Origin of the sequence: Sulfitobacter sp. M39, from assembly GCF_021735935.1 — a bacterium.
In the GTDB taxonomy this organism is placed as follows: Bacteria; Pseudomonadota; Alphaproteobacteria; order Rhodobacterales; family Rhodobacteraceae; genus Sulfitobacter.
In genome coordinates this window covers 2,810,110-2,834,578 of sequence record NZ_WMDZ01000001.1, presented here as the reverse complement: position 1 = coordinate 2,834,578, position 24,469 = coordinate 2,810,110, and the positions used below count along the sequence as shown (strand labels likewise).

Genomic DNA, 24,469 nt, shown 5'->3' with positions numbered 1-24,469 from the left:
AGACCTGACATGAATTGGGATACAATCAAAGGTAACTGGAGCCAGATGACCGGTAAGGTCAAAGAAGAATGGGGTGATCTGACCGACGATGACCTGACAGAAGCCGCCGGCGAACGCGATCAGCTGGTCGGCAAGATCCAAGCGCGCTACGGCGTTGCCAAAGACGAGGCGGAGCGTCAGGTAGACAGCTTCGTGGCCAAACACTAACTGGCCTAGATATTGAATAGAAAAGGCGGCTGTTATAGCCGCCTTTTTCGCGTTCTGGGGTGCCGGATCTATCAGGCGTCCTTGGCGTAGCCGATGGTTTGCAGCGCCGACTTTATCTCGTCCAGAATGGCCGGATCGTCGATCGTAGCGGGCAATTTGAACGGCTCTGCATCCGCCAGTTTGACCATTGTCGCCCGCAGGATTTTGCCTGAACGCGTCTTGGGCAAGCGATCCACCACCAGCGTCATCTTATAGGCTGCCACTGGCCCGATCTGGTCACGCACCCGTTGCTGGCATTCGGCTGCAATCTCGGCATGGGGGCGGTCGACCCCTTTTGACAGGCACACAAACCCCATCGGGGCTTGGCCCTTCAGCGGATCGCTGACGCCGATCACAGCACATTCAGCCACATCGGGGTGGTCAGCCAGAACCTCCTCCATCGCGCCGGTGGACAAGCGGTGACCGGCGACGTTGATCACGTCATCGGTGCGCGCCATGATATAAAGATATCCATCCTCGTCGATCTTTCCCGCATCGCCGGTTTCGTAGTATCCGGGATAGGTCGTGAGGTAACTTTTGCGGAAGCGATCTTCGGCATTCCAAAGGGTGGGCAGCGTGCCGGGGGGCAGGGGCAGTTTGATCGCGATAGACCCCAACGTGCCCGCGGGTTGCGGTTCACCCGCCTCGTTCAGGATCTGCACGTCATAGCCCGGCATCGGCACCGTGGGGGAGCCGACCTTGACCGGCAGCGCCTCCAGTCCGGCGGGGTTGCCGACGATGGTATAGCCGGTTTCGGTCTGCCACCAATGGTCATAGACGGGTTTGCCCAGCTTTTCCTGCGCCCAGATCACGGTGTCGGGGTCGGCGCGCTCGCCCGCGAGATACAGCGCGCGCAAGCAGGAAATGTCGTATTTGCCAATCTCCTCGCCCTTGGGATCTTCGCGTTTGACGGCGCGGATCGCGGTGGGGGCGGTAAAGAAGCTGCGGACATTGTGTTCGGAAATGACGCGCCAGAAGGTGCCCGCGTCGGGTGTGCCCACGGGCTTGCCTTCGAACACAACGGTGGTGTTGCCATGCACCAGTGGGCCATAGCAGATATAGCTGTGCCCCACGACCCAGCCCACATCGGAGGCAGCCCAGAAGACATCGCCCGGATCGACGTTGTAGATGTTCTTCATCGTCCAGTTCAGCGCCACCAGATGCCCCGCGGTTTGGCGCACCACGCCCTTGGGCGCGCCGGTCGTGCCCGAGGTGTAAAGAATGTAGGCAGGGTGGTTGCCCTCCACCGCGACGCAGGGCGCGGGGGTGGTGCCTTTTTGCGCTTCGTGCCAATCCAGATCGCGCCCCGGTGTCAGATCGCAGGGGGCCTGTTCGCGTTGCAGGATCAGGCAGAAATCGGGTTTGTGGTCGGCCTGTTCAATGGCCCCGTCAAGCAGCGGCTTATAGGCCACGACGCGCGCTGGTTCCAACCCGCAGGAAGCGGCGATGATCGCTTTGGGGGTGCAGTCGTTGATCCGCACGGCTAGTTCGTTCGAGGCAAAGCCGCCGAACACGACCGAATGTACCGCCCCGATCCGTGCGCAGGCGAGCATCGCCTCAAGCGCTTCGGGGACCATCGGCATATAGATGATCACGCGGTCGCCTTTGCCCACGCCATTGGCCTGTAGCGCACCGGCGACAGCGGCGACGCGGGTTTGCAGCTCGGCAAAGGTGATCTTGGTCTGGGTGCCGGTGATCGGGCTGTCATGGATGATCGCCACTTGATCGGCACGGCCGTTTTCCACATGGCGGTCAACGGCGTTATAGCACGCATTTACTTTGGCGTCGGCGAACCATTCGTACAGATCATTGCCCTTGTCGAACAACGCCTGACGGGGCTCTTCCTCCCAATCGATGGCTTTGGACTGCTCTAGCCAGTAGGCTTCGGGGTTGTCCTGACAGCTTTTGTAAATGTCGTGATATCCCATATGCGGCTCCCTCCCGTGAACGCGAATACCATTTGGTAGGCCACGGCTGCAGGAAAGAGCAAGACCTTGCGCCTATATCGCGGCCATCCGGCAATAGAATTTACAGCCGCTCCCCCGCGCGCGGTGTCAAAATTTACAAGCGCGTTTCGGCCTATTTCCGATAGCGCACAGAATTTCGCACAGCGCGTGTCGAATATGACCTACCGCGTCGAATTTGGATCAGATCAATCGCGCAAAGGGGCGCAGCATCGTGGATAGGGACGGCATGTCGCCGCCCTTCGTCTTTGAACAAAGGTTCAGAACAATGGGTGATAAGCTCGCCAATAAGAAGAAAAAGGCCAAAGCAGACGCACGGCCTGCCAAGCCGATGCCAAGCAGCGTGTCTGACATCAAGGCACCCTTTGCGGCCAAGGGCGCCAAACCGGCCAAGTAATTCCGGCCGGTTCCGGTCCACGCGCCGCCCCGCATAAGGGCGGCGTTTTCACGCGGGGCGTCAGCCGTATTCGGCGACCGGCGTACCGGCGATCGCACCGACGTTCAGCAGCCCGCGCGCGGTGATCGACGGAGAGACGATATGAGCACGGTTGCCCATCCCCATCAGGATCGGCCCGACCTCAAGCCCGCCTCCCTTCATCTTCAGAATATTGCGCACGCCCGATGCCGCATCCGCATGGGCAAAGACAAGCACATTCGCAGCACCTTCCATCCGGTTCGAGGGCAGCAGACGGCTGCGCAGCTCGGGGTCGAGCGCGGCGTCGATGTTCATCTCGCCCTCATAGCAGAAATCATGGTTGCCCGCATCCAGCAGCCGCAGCGCCGCGCGCAGACGTTTGCCCGACCCTTCGCCCTGATTGCCGAACTGGCTTTGCGAACACAGGGCGATCTTGGGTTCGATGCCGAAACGTTGCACGTGACGTGCAGCGCCGATGGCGATTTCGGCGATCTGTTCGGGGGTGGGGTGCAGATGCACCTGCGTATCCGCGATAAACAAGGGCCCATCTTCCAGGATCATCAGCGACAGGGCCCCATGGGGGCGCCGCCCGTCGCGACCGAGAACCTGTTCGATATAATTCATATGCCAGCGGAATTCCCCGAAGGTGCCGCAGATCAGGCTGTCGGCCTCTTCTCGGTGCACCATCACCGCGCCGATGGCGGTGGTATTGGTGCGCATGATGGCGCGCGCGATATCGGGCGACACGCCGCGGCGGGCCATCAGGTTGTGATAGGTCTCCCAATAGTCGCGGTAGCGCGGGTCGTTTTCGGGGTTCACCAGATCCACCGTCTCGCCCAGCTTGATTGTCAGACCAGCCTTTTCGATGCGCCGTTCGATCACCTCGGGACGGCCGATCAGGATCGGGCGTTCCTTGGTTTCCTCCACCATCGCTTGAGCGGCGCGCAGCACGCGTTCGTCTTCGCCTTCGGCAAAGACGATCCGGCGCGGGGCCACGCGCGCGGCCTCGAACACGGGGCGCATCAGCATAGAGGATTTAAAGACCGAGCTGTCCAGCTTGTGGCGATAGGCGGCCAGATCCTCGATCGGGCGGGTGGCGACGCCGGTGTCCATCGCGGCTTTCGCGACGGCGGTAGAGACGACACCGATCAGGCGCGGGTCAAAAGGTTTGGGGATCAGGTAGTCGGGGCCGAAGGTCAGCTGTTCGCCCTGATAGGCGGCGGCAGCCTCGGCCGAGGTGGTGGCACGGGCAAGCGCGGCGATCCCGTCGATACAGGCGATCTTCATCTCGTCATTGATCGTGGTTGCCCCCACATCCAGCGCACCGCGGAAGATAAAGGGAAAGCACAATACGTTGTTGACCTGATTGGGAAAATCCGACCGTCCTGTTGCGATAATCGCATCAGGGGCCACCGCGCGGGCCAGATCGGGCATGATTTCCGGGGTGGGGTTGGCCAGCGCAAAGATGATCGGCTTCGGTGCCATTTTCTGCACCATTTCGGGGCTCAGGACGCCGGGACCAGAGAGGCCGAGGAACAGATCGGCGTCATGTATCACATCGGCGAGATCACGCAGGTCGGATTTTTGCGCGTATTCCGATTTGATCGGGTTCATGTCGATCTCGCGGCCCTCGTAGACCAGACCGTGAATGTCACAAAGCCAGATGTTCTCGCGCTTCACGCCGAGTTTCAGCAGCATGTTCAGACAAGCAATGCCCGCCGCACCGCCGCCTGTGGATACGATCTTGATGTCCTCGAACTTCTTGCCCGCCACGAAAAGCGCGTTCTTCACGGCGGCCCCGACGACAATCGCGGTGCCGTGCTGGTCATCGTGGAAAACCGGAATGTTCATCCGCTCGCGGCAGATGCGTTCGACGGTAAAGCAGTCGGGGGCCTTGATGTCTTCGAGGTTGATCGCGCCGAAGGTCGGCTCTAGCGCGCAGACCAGTTCAGCGAGCTTTTCAGGGTCATTCTGGTCCAGCTCGATGTCGAAGCAATCGATATTGGCGAATTTCTTGAACAGGACGGCCTTGCCCTCCATCACCGGTTTGGAGGCCAGCGCGCCGATGTTGCCAAGCCCCAGAACCGCCGTGCCATTGGTCACCACACCCACAAGGTTCGCGCGGGTGGTGTAATGCGCGGCAGTGGTCGGGTCGGCCTTGATTTCAAGACAGGCTTCGGCCACGCCGGGGGAATAGGCGCGCGCCAGATCGCGGCCGTTCGCCAGTGGTTTGGTTGCGCGTACTTCGAGTTTTCCGGGCTTGGGGAAAGCGTGATAGTCAAGTGCGGCTTGGCGCAGATTGGGCGCATCGGTCATGTTTTGGCGGTCCTTTAAGAGAGTAGTTTAGCGTTAAACTATTTTGCCAGCCGCGCCAACACGACTTTTGGAGCGGGGCGTGTCACCGCCCATGCGGCGCAGATTGTGGGGCGGGAAGGGGGCCAGCCCCCATCGTGACAGGCCACGATTCCCCCGGAGTTTGTCTGGCAAAATGAAGCATGGCATTTTTCCGCTTTTGGCATCGCAACTTTGGCGAAAGGTTTTTATAGTTTTGTGAAACTTGGGGGAATTATGACCAGTGATTTGCGACAGCACGCCAGCGCCGTGCAGGAAAATGCCTATGCGCCCTATTCCAACTTCAAGGTGGGGGCCGCGTTGCGCACGGCCTCGGGTGCGGTGTTTGTCGGCTGCAACGTGGAAAACGTCGCCTACCCGGAAGGCACCTGTGCCGAAGCCGGTGCCATCGCCGCCATGATCGCGGCGGGCGAGACGGCTTTTGTCGAGGCCTATGTGATTGCGGGCAGCCCCACGCCCGTCACGCCCTGTGGCGGCTGCCGTCAGAAACTGGCGGAATTCGGTCAGGGGGACGCGCGGGTGACGATGGCGACCCTGTCGGGCGTTGAAGAGGTGATGACGATGGCCGAGCTGTTGCCCGGTGCGTTTGGCCGCGCGCATATGGAGGGCTAAGCCATGGATGCCCGCGCGATCCTGTCCAAACTGCGGCACCGGCGGTCGCTGAACCGAGAAGAGCTTGTCTGGTTCGCGATGGCCCTTGCCGACGGGCGGGTCAGTGATGCGCAGGCGGGGGCCTTTGCGATGGGGGTCTGTCAGGTCGGGCTGAGCGATGTGGGCCGCGTGGCCCTGACGCTCGCCATGCGCGACAGCGGGCGGGTGTTCGACTGGGATCTGAACGGGCCGGTGCTGGATAAGCATTCTACCGGCGGTGTGGGCGATTGCGTCAGCCTTGTGCTGGCCCCTGCCTTGGCCGCCTGCGGAGCCTATGTGCCGATGATCTCGGGGCGTGGGCTGGGGCATACAGGCGGGACTCTGGACAAGCTTGAGGCCATTCCGGGGGTGAATACCACCTTGGACGAGGCGCAGTTTCGCGCCGTAGTGGCCGAGGCAGGCTGTGCGATTGTCAGTGCTACCGACGGTATCGCCCCCGCGGACAAGCGGCTTTATGCGGTGCGCGATGTGTCTTCGACCGTGGACAGCCTTGATCTGATCACCGCGTCGATCCTGTCGAAGAAGCTGGCGGCGGGGCTGGATGGTCTGGTGTTGGACGTCAAGGTCGGCAGCGGTGCCTTCATGAAAGATCTGGCGCAGGCGCAGGCGCTGGCGACGGCGTTGACCAAGACTGCGAATGCGAGTGGATGCCGTACGACGGCGGTGATCAGCGATATGAGCCAGCCCCTGGTGCCCAGCCTTGGCAACGCACTGGAAGTGGCCGAGGTGATGCGCGTGCTGACGGGGCACAACAAGGGGCCTATTGTCTCAGTCTGTGCGGCTCTTGGGGGGGTGTTGCTGGCCAATGCAGGGCTGGCGGGCGATGTGCAGGTCGGGGCGGATATGATCGTGCAGGCGATCCGGTCGGGCCGCGCGGCGGAACGCTTTGGCGTGATGATCGCGGCCATGGGCGGGCCTGCGAAGTTTGTCGAAAACTGGACGCGGTTCCTGCCCGAGGCGACGATCATCGCAGAGGTCCCCGCACCGAAAACCGGATATGTGACCGCGATTGATGGGGAGGCGTTGGGCCTTGCGGTCGTCGCTTTGGGTGGCGGGCGCGCGGTCGAGACGGACCAGATCAACCCGGCCGTGGGGATTTCGGATGTCGTCCGCCTGGGAGCAAAAGTATCGTCTAAGGGGCCACTGGCGGTGGTCCATGCCGCCCGCGCCGGTGACGCAGAGCGGGCCGCACAGGCGGTGCGCGGTGCGATCACCATCGGCCCGAAACCGGTCGCCGTGCCGGATTTGATTGTAGAGAGGGTCGGTTGATGGCGCGTGCTTTTCTGGTTGTGATGGATTCAGTCGGTATCGGCGGTGCCCCTGATGCGGACACCTTCTTTAACGGGCGTGTGCCGGACACCGGCGCGAATACCCTTGGCCATATTGCGCAGGCCTGTGCGGAGGGCCGTGCAGAAGACGGGCGCAGCGGCCCTTTGAACGTGCCGCATATGGCGTCGCTGGGGCTTGGCCCTGCGATCGAACTGGCCAGCGGGCTGCATATCGCAACCCTTGATGGCGCCGTCAGCGGCACATGGGGCGCGGCGACAGAAATCTCGCGCGGCAAGGATACGCCCTCGGGCCATTGGGAATTGGCCGGTTTGCCGGTCCCGTGGGAGTGGCATTACTTCCCCGATGTGTCGAGATCCTTTCCGCCCGCGCTTGTTGCGCAGCTTGCCGCCTTTGCCGGCACGGACGAGATTTTGGGGAATTGCCACGCCCCCGGCACCGCCATTATCGAGGAGTTCGGCGCGCAGCATATCAAGACCGGTTTCCCGATCTGCTATACCTCGGCTGACAGCGTGTTGCAGATCGCCGCGCATGAAGAGAGTTTCGGCCTGCAACGGCTGTTGGACCTATGCGAAAAGATGGCCCCGATCGCGCATGAGATGAAAGTCGGGCGGGTGATCGCGCGTCCTTTCATTGGGGATGCGCAAAGCGGCTTTACCCGCACCACCAGCCGTCGCGATTTCGCGATCACGCCACCCGCGCCGGTGCTAAGCAACTGGGTGCAGGACAGTGGTGCCCGTGTCTATGCCGTTGGAAAGATCGGTGACATTTTTTCGATGACCGGTTTTGACGAGGTGCGCAAAGGGTCGGACGAGACGTTGATGGACCATCTTGGTGATCTGGTCGAGAGCGCCGAAGACGGCAGCCTGACGTTTGCGAACTTTGTGGAGTTTGACAGTCTTTATGGGCACCGGCGCGATGTGTCGGGCTATGCCCGCGCGCTTGAGTGGTTTGATGCCGAGATTGGTAAGCTGCTGGGGCAACTGCGGGAGGGGGATCTGCTGGTGCTGACCGCAGATCACGGGAACGACCCGACATGGGTGGGCACCGACCACACCCGCGAACGGGCACCGGTTCTGGTGGCAGGGCAGGGTGCTGGCAGCTTGGGGCAGATCGGTTTTCGCGATGTCGCTGGGTTGGTGGCGCGGCATCTAGGGGTCGCGGTGTCCGACTAAACTCTGTTCGACGGCGTATCGGTCGGGTGGGGGCCAGCCCCCATCGCGGCAGGGCCGCGATTCCCCCGGAGTTTACTGGCAAAATGAAGCTGGTGAAGATGCTATGGTTGCGGGGCAAGGCTTTTCGGGGCATGAGTTCAGCCAAGTAATATGGAGAGCGCCCCGATGTCCGATATCGTTGAACACCTGACCGTCGTTAATCATCCGCTGGTGCAGCACAAGCTGACAATCATGCGGGATAAATCCACATCGACCGCGGCGTTCCGCCAGTTGCTGCGCGAGATCAGCCAGCTTTTGGCCTATGAGGTGACCCGCGGCCTGCCGATGACGACCAAGCGGATCGACACGCCGATGCAGCCGATGGATGCACCCACGCTGGACGGCAAGAAGCTGGCGCTGATCTCTATCCTGCGGGCGGGCAATGGATTGATGGACGGCGTGCTTGAGCTGATCCCGTCGGCACGGGTGGGCTTTGTTGGCCTGTATCGTGACGAGGAAACTTTGCAGCCGGTGGAATACTATTTCAAGGTGCCGGAGGGTATGGACGACCGTCTGGTAATTGCCGTGGACCCGATGCTCGCCACCGGTAATTCATCCGTGGCAGCGATCGACATGCTGAAGAAAGCCGGTGCGACCAATATCCGCTTCCTGTGTCTGCTGGCAGCCCCCGAGGGGGTGGCCCGTATGAAAGAGGCGCATCCCGATGTGCCGATCGTCACCGCGGCGGTCGACGAGAAGCTGAACGAGCAGGGATATATCATTCCCGGGCTTGGTGACGCCGGTGACCGGATGTTCGGGACCAAGTAAGGCGCAAAATGGGCGATCCGGTGATCAGGGTGCTTTACTCTGAAAGCGGGATCGCGCATGGTTTATGTACTACATTGTGTGGGGGCGCAGATGAAATTTACTAGTATTGTGGCAGTTGCGGCATTGATGACGACGTTTGGGGCAGGAATTGCCCAAGCGCAAAGCTTTCGCGATCAACCGGCGGAATTCCCGTCGGCCTCGTATAAGGGCAAGCAATATGTCGACAGCAAAGGCTGTGTGTTTATTCGGGCCGGTATCGACGGCAATGTGACCTGGGTGCCGCGCGTGTCGCGCAAGCGTCAGGGTGTCTGCGGCTTCAAGCCGACCAATGTGCAGACAGCGGCCAGCGCGCCTGCCGGTGGTGCTGACGCGCCGGTGCAGATCACCGTGAACAACGCGCCCGCCGCGGCCAAACAGCCTACGGTTGCGGCACGCCCCCTGCCGCAGCGCAAGGCCAAGCCGGTCGTTGTGCGCCAGAAACCACCCAAGCCAGTTCGCCAGCCGGTGCCACGCTCGGTCGACGTGCCAGCCGCACCGCGCGCGCAAGCGCCGGTGGCGCAGGTGCCGACCACCTGTGCCGGACGCTCTGCCATCAGCCAGCAATATTCCGGGTCGCGGACCAAGGGGCTCGCCGTGCGTTGCGGCCCGCAAACCGCGCCGATCCTGCGCTCCACCGCGCAGGCCGGAGCCGTGGCATCTGCGCCGTCCTATGGGGCAACCACAGGCAGCGTCGCAGCCACTGCGACACCCGCACCGGCGCATGCGCATACGCGGATCGTGCCGAAACATGTCGCGATTAACCGCCAGAACACCTATGCCAACGTCTCTGTGCCCAAAGGATATCGTCCCGTGTGGGAAGACGACCGTCTGAACCCCAAGCGGGCTGAACAGAACCTTGAGGGGCGGTCCCAGATGCTGTTGATCTGGACCAACACCGTGCCGCGCCGTCTGGTGAACCAAAGCACAGGGCAGGACGTGACCGCGCGTTTGCCGCTGGTCTACCCCTATACCTCGGTCGAGCAGCAGCGCCGCGAGTTGGGCGAGGTGAGTTTTGCCAAGCGCAACGGCCAGCTGGTCAAGCGTATCGTACGCAACAAGAACGCAGCACCTGCCGCGCGCAAGCCGGTTTACTCTAGCCGTTCGACCCCCAAGCCAGTCGCCACAGCCCCAGCGACCCCGCGTGCCGCAGGCAAGGCCTATGTGCAGATCGGCGTCTATGGGGACAGCGCAAACGCGCAGCGTGCGGCACAACGTATCGCGCGGATGGGTATGGGCGCGCGCATCGGCAAGTCCACCCGCGGCGGCAAGACCTATCTGACGGTGCAGGCGGGGCCCTTTGGCGCGTCCGCGGCTCCGGCGGCTTTGGGTAAGTTGCGTGGTGCCGGTTACGGCGATGCCTACATCCGCTGACGCATCCGCAGGACAGTGCAGATAAAAGGCCAGTCGGGGCGATCCGGCTGGCCTTTTGCGTTGAAGGCCGGTGCCTGGATCTCTGCCTTAGCCGCCGCAGATATTTTGCAGCCGTAGCCAGTCGGCATCATTCAGCAGCGGGTCGGTTTCCTTGCCGTTCATCGGATCGCCTTCGATCAGGGGCAGCACCGTCTCTCCGGTGATGTCGCGGGCTTGCGCGTAAGGCGTGCTGTGCAGGCGCTGTTTTTCGAAACGGGCAAGCAGGGCGTCAACGGGCGGTTCCGGCGCGGGTTCGGCCATCAGATGTTCGGCGTAGCGTGTTAGGGCCGCATCCGACACATCGCCGGTGGTCAGCAGGCGGAAGTTTTCGCGGATGCCGATGGTGGCGAGCATATGTTCAAGCGGGTCTGTGACGGCGCGTTTCGCTTGTTCCGCCAGAATATAGCCGCCCGCGATATCGGGGGACTCGTAATCCTCGAACAGGGTCTTGTTCAGCACGATCAGCCCGCCGGGCAGGTGCAGGCTGGGACGGGTCATGGCGGGCAGCACCGCCATCGGATCAGACGACAGCCGCGCGCCGAGCTTTGCCAGCGCCGTGCGCCCGCGGGCGTTGGTACAGGCGGGGCCGGACACCCGTTCGATCTTTTTCAGCAGCGCCGCCCCGATGGAGGCGCGTTTGACCTTGGGCACCACCCGCAGCGTGTGATCTTGCAGCGCGCCCGGCAGCCAGAACAGCGCCACCGCCGCCACCACCAGCGCCGAGGTCAGCACCCCGGCAAATCGCAGCCGCCCCGGGCGGGGGCGACGGCGTTCGACCACGCGGCGCAGGGTTTCGATGGCGTCGATCATCTCTCCCTCGCTGTCGGGGATTTCCAGCGTTTCACTGGGGTCGCCGTCGGGGTGGAAAATCGCGGGGCGGGTGCCGGGGTTTGACCGCGCCAAAGCCGCCAGTGACCAATGGGTCAGCGCCTGATCCTTGAGGTCGGAAATCACCAGTGTCGCATCGCCGATCGACACGATGACCTCGCGACGTTGGGCATCGGGGGCCGAACGCCATAGTCCGGTTGCTTCCAACCGGGCGTATTTGGAAAGGGCTGTCATATCCTGAAGTATAGTGCCTAACTGTTTTGGATAGTTTACCACCTGACACGGGTTGAGCAATGGGTGGACTTAAGACAGCATAGGAGAATTCGAAAGGAGCGTCCCATGCAGATCAAGCCCGCACATCCCGATGATGCCGCCAGACTTGTCGAGATCTGGTATCGTGGTTGGCATCAGGCCCATGCCGATGTCGTGCCCCCCGCCTTGACCGCCCTGCGCAGTTTCGAAGAGTTCACGATGCGGATGCGTGTGCACCTTAAGCATACGCAGGTGGTCTGGGTTGACGGACAGATCGCGGGGTTCTTCATGGTGGACCATGACGAGATCTACCAGTTTTACGTCGGTGAAGCCTTTCAGGGCAGCGGTCTGGCGCAGCAGATGATGGCGGCGACGGAAGCAGAACTGGGGCATGGGTTGAAATGGCTGGCCTGTTCGGTTGGCAACACTCGTGCCGCGCGGTTCTATGAGGCCTGCGGCTGGGTGCAGGCCGGCACGATCCCCTATGAGGTCGAAACCGGCGAGGGGTCGTTGCAGATCGATGTCTGGCGGTATGAAAAACGGCTCGGCGCGCAAGAGCAGGCAGAGGCGATGATCGTCGCCGATCCGGTCGTCACACAGCGCGCGATGTAGACAGCACTAAAGCCTGGTAGCCGGTGAAACCGCCTGCGGTTTAGCGCATTGGCCGCGCAGCGGTTCGCGGGCAAGGGTGTTCGTGGCGCACCCCGTTCTATATTTTCCTGTCCCGGTTACTATTGCGCAGCATCCCCCGTTTTGGGAAGGATGATAAAAGCAGGGCAGAGGCAGGATATGGGCACGAGCGTAAAGCGGCCAATCACAAATGCGGCGGGGCGGTCATGATCATCAGCCGCGGGCGCAATTATATCTTTGTGCATATCCCCAAAACCGGCGGCACGTCCCTCGCGCTCGCGCTGGAAGCGCGGGCGATGAAAGAGGATCTGATGCTGGGCGACACGCCCAAAGCGGTCAAGCGGCGCAAGCGTCTGGCAGGGGGCGCGTCGGCGGGACGGCTTTGGAAACACGCGACCCTCGCCGATATCGAAGGCGTGGTCACCCGCGAAGAAATTGCCCGGATGTTCGCCTTTGCGCTGGTGCGCAACCCGTGGGACCGGATGGTCAGCTACTACCACTGGCTGCGCGCGCAGGGGTTCGATCATCCCGCCGTGGGGCTTGCCAAGTCGCTGGCGTTTGACGCCTTCGTGCAGACGCCTACCGTGCAGGGCAGCCTTCTGGCCTCTCCCTATGGGTCATATCTGCGCGACGGGGCGGGCGAGGATCAAAGCAACCTGTTTATCCGGATCGAGCATTTCGCGCAGGACGCACAGCCGCTGTTCGACCATCTGGGCTTTGATCTGACGTTGCCGCATGCGAATGCGTCTGACCGCGCGGCGGGCTATGGGGACTACTACACCCCCCAAACCCGCGACCTGATCGCCACGACCTGCGCCGAGGATATCGCGCGTTTCGGCTACAGTTTCGACGGCTAAGCGCGCGGGCGGTACATCATCCAGCAAAGCAAAACGGCCAGCAAGAACTGCTGGCCGTTTCCGTTTCTCTATCGGGTGTTGCCTTCTCAGGCGGCTTTGGCGTCCGGCCCGAAGCGACCATAGAAGGTCTGGTTCTTCTCGGCCATTTCACGCAGCAGGTCAGGGCATTTGAACCGCTCGCCGAACTGCGCTTCCAACTGGTCACAGCGTTCCGCCGCATAGGGCGTGCCGATGATGTCGAGCCAGCTGAACGGGCCGCCGGACCAAGGCGCAAAGCCCCAGCCAAGGATCGCGCCCACGTCGCCTTCGCGGATATCTTCCAGCACGCCTTCTTCCAGCGCACGTACTGCTTCGAGCACCTGAACGAACATCAGACGGTCCTGCACATCGCGCAGGTCTGGCTGTTCCTCGGCCAGCGGGAACTTGTCGTGCATCCCCTTCCAATAGCCCTGACGCTTGCCCTTTTCGTCATAGTCAAAGAAGCCCGCGTTGGCCTTGCGGCCCAGACGGCCCAGATCTTCCATCCAGAAGATCAGATCATCCGCTTGGCTGGCAGGATAGGCATTGCCCATGGCCGCCTTGGTCGCGCGGGCAATCTTGGCCCCCAGATCGATCGAGGTCTCATCGGTCAGCTGCACCGGCCCCACAGGGAAGCCCAGAAGCTGTGCCGCGTGATCGACCAGTTGCGGTGCCGCCCCTTCGGTGATCATCCGCGCGCCTTCGTTGGCATAGGGGATGATGCAGCGGTTGGCATAGAAGAAACGCGCGTCGTTGACCACGATCGGCGTCTTGCGGATCTGACGCACATAGTCGAGCGATTTGGCCACGGCACGGTCGCCAGTTTCGGCCCCCTTGATGATCTCGACCAGCGCCATTTTCTCGACGGGCGAGAAGAAGTGGATGCCGATGAACTGATCCGCCCGGCTGGACGCTTTGGCCAGCTCGGTGATCGGCAGGGTCGAGGTGTTGGAAGCAAAGATGCAATCCTCGGGGATCACGGCTTCGACCTTTTTGGTCATCTCGGCCTTGACGGCAGGGTCTTCGAAGACGGCTTCGATGATCAGGTCACAGCCTTTCAGCGCGTCCAGATCGGTGGTCGCGGTGATCAGATCAAGGGCTGCGGCTTTCTTTTCCTCGGTGGATTTCTTGCGCGCGATGCCCTTGTCAAAGAAGCTGGCGGAGTAGGCCTTGCCCTTGTCAGCGGCTTCTTGGGTCTGGTCGATCAGCACGACCTCGATCCCGGCTTGCACGGAGACAAGCGTGATGCCCGCACCCATCATGCCAGCCCCCAGAACGCCCAGCTTCTTGACGCGTTGATCGGGAACGCCTTCGGGACGCACCGCGCCTTTTTCCAGCGCTTCCTTGTTCAGGAACAGCGACCGGATCATGGCAGAGGAGGACGGGTTCAGCAGGATGTTGGTGAACCAGCGTGCCTCGATCTTCAGCGCGGTATCGAAGGGCACAAGCGAACCTTCGTAAACGGCGCTCAGCAGGGCCTTAGCGGCAGGGAAAGCGCCTTGGGTCTTACCGTTGACCATCGCATTGGCGCCTACAAAGGTCATGAAGCCCGCAGGGTGATAGGGGGCACCACCGGGCATCTTGTAGCCTTTGGCGTCCCAGGGTTTCAGTATATCCGCATCCTTGGCATTCAGCACCCATTCTTTCGCGGCGGCTACCGGATCAGCGACAACTTCGTCGATCAGACCGGCAGATTTCGCGGCGGCAGGGGCAACCATCTTGCCTTCCAGCAAGAAGGGCGAGGCGGCCATCGCGCCGAGTTTGCGCGCCAGACGGGTGGTGCCGCCCGCGCCGGGGAAGATACCGACCATGATCTCGGGCAGGCCGATACGCGCCTTTGGGTTGTCGGCGACAAAGATACGGTGCGTGGCCAGCGGTAGCTCAAGCCCGATGCCCGCGGCAGTGCCGGGCAGGGCAGAGGCAATCGGCTTGCCACCCTTGTTGGTCTTAGCGTCCATGCCCGCGCGTTCGATCTTGCGCAGCAGGGCATGCATTTTCATGGTGCCGTCAAACAGCCCCTGCGCGGGGTTATCGCCCGCATCTTCGCGCATTTTGGCGAGCAGGTTCAGGTCCATACCACCGGCAAAGGACCCGTCCTTGCCAGAGGTGATCACGGCCCCCTTGATGGCGTCGTCGGACAGGACCGTGTCGATGATGCTGTCCAGCTCGGACAAGCCTTCGATCGACATGACGTTCATGGATTTTCCGGGCACGTCCCAGGTGATGATGGCGACGCCGTCGGCGTCTGTCTTCATGGTGAAATCGGTCATTTAAATCTCTCCCTGATTTGGAGTGTGTTACGAGCGCTGAGGCGTATAGTCAGCGAATTTTTCAAGCAGTGTGCGGATCAAGGCGATGGTGGCTTCCGGGCCTTTGTCGCAGTCATCCTCGCTTAGCAGTATCCGTTTGAAGTCCTTGAACCGCTCGCGGTCATAGCTGTCGCTTGGATCGTTGCGATGCTTGAAGAACAGCGGAGGCGTAGCCTGATACAGGCGCACATATTGCCCCCCGCGTTCTTCTGCGAGCTTAAGGTCCCTCAGCCCACGCCGCGCTGCCAGATCGGCCACGGCGTGGAAAGGATGCGGCTGGTCGCCCATCAAACGCGCTCGATGATGGTGGCGGCACCCATACCAGAGGCGATGCAAAGCGTGGCCATCCCGACTTCCTTGTCCGAACGCTCAAGCTCGTCCAGCAGCGTGCCGATGATCATCGCGCCGGTGGCACCCAAGGGGTGACCCATGGCGATCGACCCGCCGTTCACGTTGACCTTGCTTTCATCGACGTCGAACGCCTGCATGAAGCGCATGACGACAGCGGCAAAGGCTTCGTTAACCTCGAACAGATCGATGTCGTTGATGTTCATGCCATTGTCCGCAAGGATCTTTTCGGTCACGGGAACAGGGCCGGTCAGCATGATGGTCGGGTCGGTCCCGATCTTGGCGGTTGCACGGATGCGCGCGCGCGGCTTGAGGCCGTATTTCTCGCCGAATTCCTTGTTCCCGATCAGGACAGCCGCCGCACCGTCCACGATGCCCGAGGAGTTCCCCGCGTGGTGGATGTGGTTGATCTTTTCGAGGTGCGGATATTTCATCAGCGCGACCTTATCAAAGCCGGGCATGACCTCGCCCATCTGCTGGAACGCAGGGTTCAGCGACCCCAGCGACTGCATGTCGGTCTGGGGGCGCATGTATTCGTCATGGCTGAGGATCGACAGGCCGTTCTGGTCCTTGATCTCGATCACGGATTTATCAAAGCGCCCTTCGTCCCAGGCTTTCTTGGCACGCTGTTGCGACTGCATCGCTAGCTTGTCGGCCTCGTCACGGGTAAAGCCGTATTCGGTCGCGATGATGTCAGCCGAGATGCCCTGCGGCACGAAATACCGCTCCATCGCGAGCGAAGGGTCAACGGCAATCGCAGCACCGTCGCTGCCCATGGCCACGCGGCCCATCATTTCAACGCCACCGGCGATATAGCCCATGCCCGCGCCGCCGCGCACTTGGTTGGCTGCAAGGTTCACGGCTTCCATGCCAGAGGCGCAGAAACGGTTGATGGCGAGGCCTGGGATGCGTTCATCAAGATCGGATGCCAGCACGGCAGAGCGCGCCAGACAGCCGCCCTGTTCCATCACCTGGGTCACGTTGCCCCAGATCACGTCCTCGACGGCGTGGCCTTCAAGATTGTTCCGCTCTTTCATCGCATTGAGCGTTAGCGCGGACAGGCGCAACGAAGTCAGCTCGTGCAGGGCGCCGTCTTTGCGGCCCTTGCCACGCGGGGTGCGCAGGGCGTCGTAGATATATGCTTCGGTCATGTGGTGTCTCCCTTTGGGTCAGGCGCGGTCAGCAGGGCTGCCGGGCATCAGGTCGTAGGGGGCTTTCCAGCCCGGTGTTTCGCTCAGACGCGTGAGCCACGCGTCGATATGGGGCCAGTCCTTGCGGACAAAGCCGAAAGGCTCGGGGTAATACAGATAGCCGCAGCAGCTCAGGTCGGCATTGGTGATCCCGTCACCGACAATCCAGTCGCGGCCGTTCAGATGGTCGTTCAGCACGGCATAGGCCGCAGACAAACGCCCCTGCATAAAGCCGATGACTTCTTTGGGCTGCTTGTCTTCGGGCAGGAAGTTCATCAAAAAACGCGTCATACCGGCGTTCGAGCTGAGCTTGTGGTTGTCCCACAATACCCACCGCAGGATCTCGCGGCGCTCTTCCGGATTGCCGCCGCCGAATTTGCCCGATTGTTCGGACACGTAATCCTGGATCACGCCGGATTGGGTCAGGCGAATGCCACCATCAATCATCACCGGCGCTTCGCCCATATTGTTGATGGCCGCACGGTAATCCGGCGTGCGGGTTTCGCCGCCGAAGAAATCAACTTTCACCGGCTCCCAGTCGAGCCCCGACAGCTGCAACGCAAGCGCCGCCTTATAGGCGTTTCCGCTTTCGCCAAAGCAATGCAGTTTGATGGTCATCTGAACCCTCCCTCAAGTCCTGTGTGTTGATCGTCGTCGTCCCGTGGGGGTTTCACACCCCCACACCCCCGTGGAGTTTATCCGGCAAAATGAAGATGCGCGGGTTTGCGTTAATCAGTTACTAATCATCCTGTCGTATTCAACCCCCGCGCGGCAGGCTGGAGAGCTGAGCCGCGTGCAAAGTGAAGCCCTGCTTTGGTCGTGCTGATCGCAAGGTCAGGGCAGGGTGTTTGCGCTTCATTTTGCCCCTTAAACTCTCCCCGAAGGGTCGGGTTCGGCAGGGCGTTTGGGGTGTGGTGGTGTGCTACCTCTTTCGTCCGTCCAGTTCCGCGTTGAACAGCCGCAGTCGCGCGGTCAGGTTCTCTTCGTCGATCACGCTGTTGAAGTTCTCGAAGAGAAACGACAGCGCTTCGCCTTCATCCAATCCCGCCTCTGCCGCGAATTTCTTCAGGCGGCGGTAGCCGTCTTCGGTCATGGCGACAGGGAAGCGGCGGGTCAGGCGGAAACGTTTGGGCATCGGGCGTCCTTTCAGTCAGCATCGGGGTGGGGGATGTCCCCACCCCGGTGCAACCTAGAAGTTTGCCGCGTCCAGCGCCATCACAGTATCCGCGCCGGTTTCGATCCGCTTGAGATGCAGCGAGGTCGCGGGCAGTTGGCGGGCCATGTAGAAGCGGCCGGTTGCCAGCTTGGTCTCGTAGAAGGACGCGTCGCCGGTGCCATCTTTCAGCGCTTTCTTCGCGGCCAGACCCATTTTCGCCCACATCAGGCCCAGACAGACATGCCCGAACATATGCATGAAATCATTCGACCCCGAGAGCGCGTTGTTGGGGTTCTTCATGCCGTTCTGTATGAAGTACATGCCCGCCGATTGCAGGTCTTTGCTGGCAGCCTTCAGCGGCTCCATAAAGCTGGCGTCGAACTCGGCGTCCTGGCCTGCGTTTTCCTTGATGAAGGTCTTGACCAGATCAAAGAAGGCCATGACGTGTTTGCCACCGTCCTGCGCCAGTTTGCGGCCCACGAGGTCGAGCGCCTGAACGCCATTGGCCCCTTCGTAGATCATCGCGATACGGGCGTCGCGGGTGAACTGGGACATGCCCCATTCCTCGATATAGCCGTGGCCGCCATAGACCTGCTGCGCCTTGACCGTCATGTCATAGCCGATGTCGGTCAGGAAGCCTTTGATGACGGGGGTCATCAGCGAGACAAGCCCGTCGGCATCCTTGTCATCCGCGCGGTGTGCCGCGTCGATTAGGCTGGCCCCCCAGAGGATGAACGCCCGCGCCCCTTCGACAAAGGATTTCTGCTCCATCAGGCTACGACGGATATCGGGGTGGACGATCAGCGGATCGGCAGGCTTGTCGGGGTGCTCTGTCCCGGTGACGGCACGGCCTTGCAGGCGGTCCTTGGCGTAGGCCAGCGCGTTCTGATAGGCCACATCGGCCTGCGCCAGACCCTGCATGCCGACGCCCACGCGGGCTTCGTTCATCATGGTGAACATCGCGCGCATGCCTTTGTGTTCGTCCCCCAGCAGGTAGCCGACCGCGCCGTCATAGTTCATCACACAGGTAGAGTTGCCGTGGATGCCCATTTTCTCTTCGATGGAGCCGACGGACACCGCGTTGCGTTCGCCAAGCGAGCCGTCTTCCTTGACCATGAACTTGGGCACGATGAAGAGCGATACGCCCTTGATGCCTTCGGGGCCGCCTTCGATCTTGGCCAGCACCAGATGGATGATGTTATCGGCCATGTCGTGTTCACCGGACGAGATAAAGATCTTCTGGCCGGTGATCTTATAGCTGCCGTCTTCCTGTGGCGCTGCCTTGGTGCGCATCAGGCCCAGATCGGTGCCGCAGTGGGGCTCTGTCAGGTTCATGGTGCCGGTCCATTCGCAGGACACCATGTTGGGCAGATATGTATCCTTTTGTGCGTCAGAGCCGTGGGCGAGGATCGCCGAGGCCGCACCGTGGGTCAGGCCTTGATACATGGTGAACGCCTGGTTGGACGCCGAGAACATCTCGCCCACGGCGGTGCCGAGGATATAGGGCATGTTCTGGCCGCCGTATTGCTCTGGCATGTCCAGACCGGTCCAGCCGCCTTCCTTGACCTTCGCAAAGGCGTCCTTGAACCCTTTGGGGGTGTAGACGACGCCGTTCTCCAGACGGCAGCCTTCTTGATCACCCGCCGCGTTCAGCGGGGCGAGGACTTCGGAGGTCAGCTTGCCTGCTTCTTCCAGAATGGCAGAGGTGAAATCCGCCTCAAGCTCGTCATAACCGGGGGTGGACGACGCGGTGACGTTCAGCACGTCGTGCAGGACGAATTGCATATCCTTGATCGGGGCGGTGTAGCTCGGCATGTGGTGTTCTCCCTTGGCCATCTGGCCGTCGTTTGGTCAGTATATCTAGGTCGGTGTATCAGGTGTTCGGGTGCGCCGGACCGCGGGGCCTATTCTGCCGCGTTGCGGGCGCTGTTGATGGAGGCGATCATTTTCTCCCCCCATTTCAACTGGTTTTGCAGGTCGTCGATGGCGTTGTTCAGATCCTCGCGCTGTGCTTCGAGGTCGGCCAGACGTTCGCGCGCGATGTCATAGGTGCGCGCCAATTGGGTCTGTTGCTGGTCGCCCATGTGGTACAAGTCCAGCAACTGGCGGATTTCTTCGAGGCTGAAGCCAAAGCGCTTGCCACGCAGGATCAGTTTCAGCCGCGCACGGTCCCGTTTGGTAAACAGGCGCTTTTGTCCCTGACGTTCGGGGAAAAGCAGTTCTTTCGCTTCGTAGAACCGCAGGGTGCGCGGGGTCACATCGAAGGCGGTGCACATCTCTCGGATGGTCATCGTAGTGTTGGACATATCAGTTACTCGCTATTCTATCACTGCTGTAGAACGGTCAACTTCACCTAAACTGGGAGCGGTATAACCCAGAAACAAGCTTACGTAACTTGGACGCTACGTCAAACATTTGCTTTACGTTGAGTAAATCTGCGTAAGCCCCTGAATTTTTTATCGGCACCGAGTTGATAGGTAAGTAAATGTGACTAAGTAATTGAGGTGGAACGAGGTTTATCGGCGGGGGGAGGCGATATGTCTGGGGATTTGGAGCCACGATTATTTATAGAGTGTCTACGTGAAGTGAACAGTGTCTCTGCGCTATGGCTTCTGGTGCAACGCCTTGCCAAAGCGCAGGATTTCCGCACCGTGACCTACCACAGCATTGATGTGCAATCCTTGGGGGATTCCAGTTTCGGGGCGATTGGGATCGGCATCCCTGCAGAGTTTCAGCGCATGTATACCGACGAACGGATGTATCTGGATGACCCGTTTCCGCCCTTCGCGGCGTCACAGATCACGCCGTTTTTCTGGCGCGACCTGCCGCAGCTGATCACCTTGACCGAAAAGCAGAAAGCCTACCTGCGCAAAGCCAGAGAGTTCGGATTTGCCGATGGTCTGGTCTGTCAGGTCTTCGGCCCGCAAGCGCGCAATGCTTTGGTCAGTATCGGCTTCCACCACGACAGGCCGCGCCCGACCGATGCAGAGGTTCTGGATCTGCAAATGGCCAGCCAATTCGCTCATCTGCGTTTTTGCGCATTGGTGGCGGGTCCGGCGGCACCGAACCGAAGACTTTCCCCGCGCGAACTGGAATTGCTGCGTTGGATCGCGCGCGGCAAGAGCAACACCTCGATCGCGCAGATCATGGGGGTGTCGCGACACACGGTCGATACGATCATGCGGCGTTTGTTCGGCAAGCTGGATGTGACCGACCGCACCCGCGCGGCGGTGCGGGGGCTGGCGTTCGGGTTGATCGACCAATCAATGGATAACCTGTCGTAGTACAGGGCGTGCGCGATGTGTCGCGCACTTACGGGACGTGCGCTTGACCCAGCGGCAGCATAGTCGTGGAGAATTCTCAACCGTAAGTGGACAGGCCGTGGCGCAGAATAAAACTCCGAATCCCTCATTGATTATGAATACCCAGGATGTCGCGCAAGACGCGCCGTTGTCTGCTGCAGCTGCATCGCTGGGACTAAAGAACGCGGCAAAGCTGGCCGAAGACATCGCCTATGATTTCGCGGCCCGTCTGGACCATGATTCTTTGTCCGAACTGATCGTAACAGCCGCGGACTTGACACGCTTGTCGGACGTTTTGCGCCGGTTGGCGGCGCGGCAGGCCTAAGCCCGCCCGCACTTTTCGCTTTAATAGCCAGATCCGGTTTGAAAGCCGTGTGATCCAGCCAACAGCGATCCATTCCCCAAGCGCGCTGGCGCGATAGGACACCACGACAGTCAGTCGCGCTTGGCCAATGCAGCCTCTGTATCGTCGCGCGATTTTTGCAGCTCTTCGATGGCTTCGTCCAACTGCTTGCGCTGTTCTGCCAGCTCTCCCAACTGGCGGTCCGCGCTGATGACCCAAGCGCGCATTTGCGCTTCGGTGCCTTCGTTTTCATAGATCAGCAGCCACTGGCGGATGCCTTCCAGCGAATACCCGAACTTGCGCCCCCGCATGATCAGCTTCATGCGGGCGATTTCCCGCGCGCCATAGCTGCGCGACCGGCCTTCACGCTCGGGGTGGAGCAATTCTATGTACTCGTAATAGCGCAACGTGCGCGGCGTGACGTCAAACTCCGCACACATTTCTTTAAAGTTCAGGCGTTTGTCTGTCATCTTGGTCTCCTCAAGTTCGGAAACTATGCGGTTCACTTTCCAAGCGCAACACTGGGGTTGCTCTTGCTTGGCCGCTCGGTTGATATGGGGAGAATAACGCCAAGGAAGTAAAAAATGTCAGACAAACTTCGCATCGCCAAGCAGTTCATCGCGGCGCTGCCTTACAGCGGTGCCCTGGGGATGGAACTGCAAGAGCTGGATGGCGGCGTCGCCGTGATCGACATGCCCTATGATGAACGGCTGATCGGCGATCCGCGCACAGGTGTCTTGCATGGCGGGGCCGTGTCGGCGTTGATGGATACCTGCTGCGGGGCCGCGGTGATGAGCCACCCTAGCAATCCCGGGGGGACGGCGACGATTGATTTGCGCATAGAATATCTGCGCGCGGCTGTGCCTGGTCAACGGATCACGGCGCGGGCGGAATGTTATCACGTGACGCGGAATGTCGCCTTTGTGCGCGCCACGGCACAGGACGAAGAAGACGGCAGCCCGGTCGCCACCGCCACCGGCAGTTTCACGGTGGAGGGCAAACGATGAGCACACGGAGCAAACCCGAGGCGGTACAGGTCGTCAAAAAGCGTCGCGATGCGGCGCTGCGCGCGCTGGTGGACGGCGTGCCCTACATCAGCTTTCTGGGGATCGAGTTCGACCGCCGTGGCGACGAGTTGACCGGCGTTCTGCCCTTCTCCGACAAGCTGATCGGCAATCCGCTGTTGCAGGCGCTGCACGGTGGGGTCACGGCCTCGTTCCTTGAGGTCACGTCGATCATCACGCTGAGCTGGGAATACCTGTGGGAGGATCTTGAATCCGGTGCGCTGGCCGTCGACAAGATGGATGCGACGCATTTGCCACGACTGCCGAAGACGATCGACTTTACCGTCGATTACCTGCGTTCGGGTCTGCCGCGCGATGCCTATGCGCGCGCGCGGATCAACCGGTCGGGGCGGCGCTATGCCTCGGTGCATGTCGAGGCATGGCAGGACAACCGCAGCAAGCTTTTCGCGCAGGCTACGGGCCATTTCCTGATGCCCCAACGCCGTGACTGACGCGATTCCCAAGGGCGAAGTCAGCGCCGTCGCCCAAGGCAAACTATCCGCGAAAGAGGTGGTGACCCACCGCCGCGTGCTGAACATCGCCATCCCGATTGTTATCTCCAACGCCACCGTGCCCATCTTGGGCGCGGTGGATACTGGCGTGGTCGGGCAGATCGGGCTGGCGGCCCCCATCGGAGCCGTGGGCATCGGCGCGATCATCCTGTCATCGCTCTACTGGGTGTTTGGCTTTCTGCGGATGGGCACCGTCGGGCTGACCGCGCAGGCGGCAGGCAACAACGACGCGGCAGAGGTCGCGGCACTGCTGACACGCGGGCTGCTGATCGGCGGGTTGGCGGGCTTTGCGCTGGTGATGCTGCAGATACCGCTGTTCTGGGCGGCGTTTCAGGTCTCTCCGGCCAGCGCCGAGGTCGAAAGCCTCGCCCGGTCCTATATGGGGATCCGCGTCTGGTCCGCCCCGGCGGCAATTGCGATATACGCGATCACCGGCTGGCTGATCGCGCAGGAACGCACCCGTGCCGTGCTGGTGGTGCAACTGTGGATGAACGGGCTGAATATCGCGCTGGACCTGTGGTTCGTGCTGGGGCTCGGCTGGGGTATCCAGGGCGTCGCCATCGCGACCTTTCTGGCTGAATGGTCGGGTGCGGCACTTGGGCTGTGGTTCTGCCGTGCAGCTTTCAGAGTGCCCGCATGGCGGGACTGGGCGCAGGTGTTCGACGGTCCGCGCTGGATCAACATGATGAAGGTCAACGGCGACATCCTTGTGCGGTCGCTTCTGTTGCAGGCGGTGTTCGTCTCGTTCCTGTTTCTGGGATCGGGGTTGGGGGACGTGAAACTCGCCGCCAATCAGGTGCTGCTGCAATTCCTGATGATCACGGCCTTTGCGCTTGACGGTTTCGCCTTTGCGGCCGAGGCGTTGGTCGGGCGCGCCATGGGCGGCAAGCAGCGAGATGTCCTGCGGCGCGGCGCGGTGCTGACCAGCGGCTGGGGTCTGCTGGCCTGTGCCGTGATGACCGTGGGCTTCGCATGGGGCGGGGGCATGATCATCGACCTCATGACCACGGCCCCGCTTGTGCGCGCAGAGGCGCGGGTGTTCTTGCCCTATATGGTCGCGGCCCCGCTGCTGGGGTGGGCGTCATGGATGCTGGACGGGATCTTTATCGGGGCCACGCGGTCGCGGGACATGCGCAACATGATGGCAGTATCTTTTGTGATCTACTGTGCGAGTGCCGCGCTGCTGGTGCCGTGGCTGGGCAACCACGGGCTGTGGATTTCGCTGCTGGTGTCCTTTGTCGCGCGTGGGGTCACGCTGGCGCTGCGCTACCCCGCGTTGGAGCGTGCGGCGGGATAGGCCCCGCCCGCGCAGGG

The 24,469-nt window shown here is 61.4% G+C and carries 25 protein-coding genes; 14 read left to right on the top strand and 11 right to left on the bottom strand.

Going from position 1 to position 24,469, the window contains the following annotated elements:
* Positions 1-9 precede the first annotated feature (9 nt).
* Positions 10-207 carry a CsbD family protein gene (locus tag GLP43_RS13675; RefSeq protein ID WP_005849485.1) on the top strand — a complete coding sequence of 66 codons (198 nt, stop codon included), beginning with the start codon at positions 10-12 and terminating at the stop codon, positions 205-207.
* A 71-nt stretch (positions 208-278) separates the two neighbouring features.
* Here GLP43_RS13675 and GLP43_RS13670 read toward each other — a convergent pair whose 3' ends face one another.
* Positions 279-2,174, bottom strand: coding sequence for a propionyl-CoA synthetase (locus GLP43_RS13670; protein WP_237279738.1), 1,896 nt, complete (start codon positions 2,172-2,174; stop codon positions 279-281).
* A gap of 304 nt (positions 2,175-2,478) precedes the next feature.
* Here GLP43_RS13670 and GLP43_RS13665 point away from each other — a divergent pair, with 304 nt between their 5' ends.
* Positions 2,479-2,607, top strand: coding sequence for a malic enzyme (locus GLP43_RS13665; protein ID WP_074634685.1), 129 nt, complete (start codon positions 2,479-2,481; stop codon positions 2,605-2,607).
* Positions 2,608-2,667: 60 nt separating this feature from the next.
* Here the strand turns inward: GLP43_RS13665 and GLP43_RS13660 are convergent, their stop codons facing one another.
* On the bottom strand, positions 2,668-4,941 hold the full coding sequence (locus GLP43_RS13660) for an NADP-dependent malic enzyme (RefSeq protein ID WP_237279737.1): 2,274 nt from the start codon (positions 4,939-4,941) through the stop codon (positions 2,668-2,670).
* Between the two features lie 252 nt (positions 4,942-5,193).
* Here GLP43_RS13660 and GLP43_RS13655 point away from each other — a divergent pair, with 252 nt between their 5' ends.
* The 5 genes from GLP43_RS13655 to GLP43_RS13635 all read left to right on the top strand — a co-directional run bounded on the left by GLP43_RS13655 (position 5,194) and on the right by GLP43_RS13635 (position 10,307).
* Positions 5,194-5,589, top strand: a complete 396-nt coding sequence (locus GLP43_RS13655; RefSeq protein ID WP_005849478.1) for a cytidine deaminase — start codon at positions 5,194-5,196, stop codon at positions 5,587-5,589.
* Between the two features lie 3 nt (positions 5,590-5,592).
* Positions 5,593-6,897 carry a thymidine phosphorylase gene (locus GLP43_RS13650; protein WP_237279736.1) on the top strand — a complete coding sequence of 435 codons (1,305 nt, stop codon included), beginning with the start codon at positions 5,593-5,595 and terminating at the stop codon, positions 6,895-6,897.
* Positions 6,897-8,090: a phosphopentomutase gene (locus tag GLP43_RS13645; protein ID WP_237279735.1), complete on the top strand. Its 1,194-nt coding sequence runs from the start codon at positions 6,897-6,899 to the stop codon at positions 8,088-8,090. Before GLP43_RS13650 ends, GLP43_RS13645 begins: the two co-directional genes overlap by 1 nt.
* Positions 8,091-8,255: 165 nt before the next feature.
* On the top strand, positions 8,256-8,897 hold the full coding sequence (gene upp, locus GLP43_RS13640; RefSeq protein ID WP_005849474.1) for a uracil phosphoribosyltransferase: 642 nt from the start codon (positions 8,256-8,258) through the stop codon (positions 8,895-8,897).
* A 90-nt stretch (positions 8,898-8,987) separates the two neighbouring features.
* The gene (locus tag GLP43_RS13635) at positions 8,988-10,307 is read left to right on the top strand and encodes an SPOR domain-containing protein (protein WP_237279734.1); all 1,320 of its coding nucleotides are present in this window, start codon (positions 8,988-8,990) and stop codon (positions 10,305-10,307) included.
* A gap of 87 nt (positions 10,308-10,394) precedes the next feature.
* Here the strand turns inward: GLP43_RS13635 and GLP43_RS13630 are convergent, their stop codons facing one another.
* The gene (locus tag GLP43_RS13630; RefSeq protein WP_237279733.1) at positions 10,395-11,408 is read right to left on the bottom strand and encodes a hypothetical protein; all 1,014 of its coding nucleotides are present in this window, start codon (positions 11,406-11,408) and stop codon (positions 10,395-10,397) included.
* Positions 11,409-11,513: 105 nt separating this feature from the next.
* On the opposite strand from GLP43_RS13630, the gene GLP43_RS13625 reads away from it, so the two are divergent.
* Both GLP43_RS13625 and GLP43_RS13620 read left to right on the top strand, forming a co-directional pair.
* Positions 11,514-12,038 (top strand): GNAT family N-acetyltransferase, encoded by a 525-nt coding sequence (locus GLP43_RS13625; RefSeq protein WP_237279732.1) that lies wholly within the window; start codon positions 11,514-11,516, stop codon positions 12,036-12,038.
* 224 nt (positions 12,039-12,262) lie between these two features.
* Positions 12,263-12,913, top strand: a complete 651-nt coding sequence (locus GLP43_RS13620; protein WP_237279731.1) for a sulfotransferase family 2 domain-containing protein — start codon at positions 12,263-12,265, stop codon at positions 12,911-12,913.
* Between the two features lie 86 nt (positions 12,914-12,999).
* Here the strand turns inward: GLP43_RS13620 and GLP43_RS13615 are convergent, their stop codons facing one another.
* The 7 genes from GLP43_RS13615 to GLP43_RS13585 form a co-directional block, all read right to left on the bottom strand.
* Entirely contained in the window at positions 13,000-15,201 is a 2,202-nt protein-coding gene (locus GLP43_RS13615) for a 3-hydroxyacyl-CoA dehydrogenase NAD-binding domain-containing protein (RefSeq protein WP_237279730.1), read from the bottom strand.
* 27 nt (positions 15,202-15,228) lie between these two features.
* Positions 15,229-15,528, bottom strand: a complete 300-nt coding sequence (locus GLP43_RS13610) for an acetyl-CoA acetyltransferase (RefSeq protein ID WP_237279729.1) — start codon at positions 15,526-15,528, stop codon at positions 15,229-15,231.
* Positions 15,528-16,739, bottom strand: coding sequence for an acetyl-CoA C-acetyltransferase (locus GLP43_RS13605; RefSeq protein WP_005849466.1), 1,212 nt, complete (start codon positions 16,737-16,739; stop codon positions 15,528-15,530). Before GLP43_RS13605 ends, GLP43_RS13610 begins: the two co-directional genes overlap by 1 nt.
* A gap of 18 nt (positions 16,740-16,757) precedes the next feature.
* On the bottom strand, positions 16,758-17,396 hold the full coding sequence (locus GLP43_RS13600) for a glutathione S-transferase family protein (RefSeq protein WP_237279728.1): 639 nt from the start codon (positions 17,394-17,396) through the stop codon (positions 16,758-16,760).
* A gap of 304 nt (positions 17,397-17,700) precedes the next feature.
* Entirely contained in the window at positions 17,701-17,913 is a 213-nt protein-coding gene (locus GLP43_RS13595; protein WP_005849464.1) for a hypothetical protein, read from the bottom strand.
* 54 nt (positions 17,914-17,967) lie between these two features.
* A complete protein-coding gene (locus GLP43_RS13590) occupies positions 17,968-19,749 on the bottom strand; it encodes an acyl-CoA dehydrogenase C-terminal domain-containing protein (protein ID WP_237279727.1) in 1,782 nt (593 codons plus the stop codon).
* A gap of 89 nt (positions 19,750-19,838) precedes the next feature.
* Positions 19,839-20,240 carry a MerR family transcriptional regulator gene (locus GLP43_RS13585; RefSeq protein WP_037944722.1) on the bottom strand — a complete coding sequence of 134 codons (402 nt, stop codon included), beginning with the start codon at positions 20,238-20,240 and terminating at the stop codon, positions 19,839-19,841.
* A gap of 279 nt (positions 20,241-20,519) precedes the next feature.
* On the opposite strand from GLP43_RS13585, the gene GLP43_RS13580 reads away from it, so the two are divergent.
* Together GLP43_RS13580 and GLP43_RS13575 are read left to right on the top strand one after the other, a co-directional pair.
* Positions 20,520-21,218, top strand: a complete 699-nt coding sequence (locus GLP43_RS13580) for a helix-turn-helix transcriptional regulator (RefSeq protein ID WP_237279726.1) — start codon at positions 20,520-20,522, stop codon at positions 21,216-21,218.
* Positions 21,219-21,261: 43 nt separating this feature from the next.
* Positions 21,262-21,561 (top strand): hypothetical protein, encoded by a 300-nt coding sequence (locus GLP43_RS13575; protein WP_237279725.1) that lies wholly within the window; start codon positions 21,262-21,264, stop codon positions 21,559-21,561.
* Between the two features lie 110 nt (positions 21,562-21,671).
* Here the strand turns inward: GLP43_RS13575 and GLP43_RS13570 are convergent, their stop codons facing one another.
* Positions 21,672-22,049: a MerR family transcriptional regulator gene (locus GLP43_RS13570; RefSeq protein ID WP_184581603.1), complete on the bottom strand. Its 378-nt coding sequence runs from the start codon at positions 22,047-22,049 to the stop codon at positions 21,672-21,674.
* A gap of 114 nt (positions 22,050-22,163) precedes the next feature.
* Between GLP43_RS13570 and GLP43_RS13565 the strand changes: the two genes are divergently transcribed.
* Genes GLP43_RS13565 through GLP43_RS13555 form a run of 3 tightly spaced genes read left to right on the top strand, consistent with a single transcriptional unit; the run spans position 22,164 to position 24,452 of the window.
* On the top strand, positions 22,164-22,586 hold the full coding sequence (locus tag GLP43_RS13565; RefSeq protein WP_005849458.1) for a PaaI family thioesterase: 423 nt from the start codon (positions 22,164-22,166) through the stop codon (positions 22,584-22,586).
* Positions 22,583-23,095 (top strand): PaaI family thioesterase, encoded by a 513-nt coding sequence (locus GLP43_RS13560; protein WP_064217103.1) that lies wholly within the window; start codon positions 22,583-22,585, stop codon positions 23,093-23,095. The genes GLP43_RS13565 and GLP43_RS13560 overlap by 4 nt, the downstream gene beginning before the upstream one ends.
* Complete coding sequence (locus tag GLP43_RS13555; RefSeq protein WP_237279724.1) at positions 23,088-24,452, top strand: MATE family efflux transporter; 1,365 nt, start codon at positions 23,088-23,090, stop codon at positions 24,450-24,452. The genes GLP43_RS13560 and GLP43_RS13555 overlap by 8 nt, the downstream gene beginning before the upstream one ends.
* The last annotated feature ends 17 nt before the right edge of the window (positions 24,453-24,469 follow it).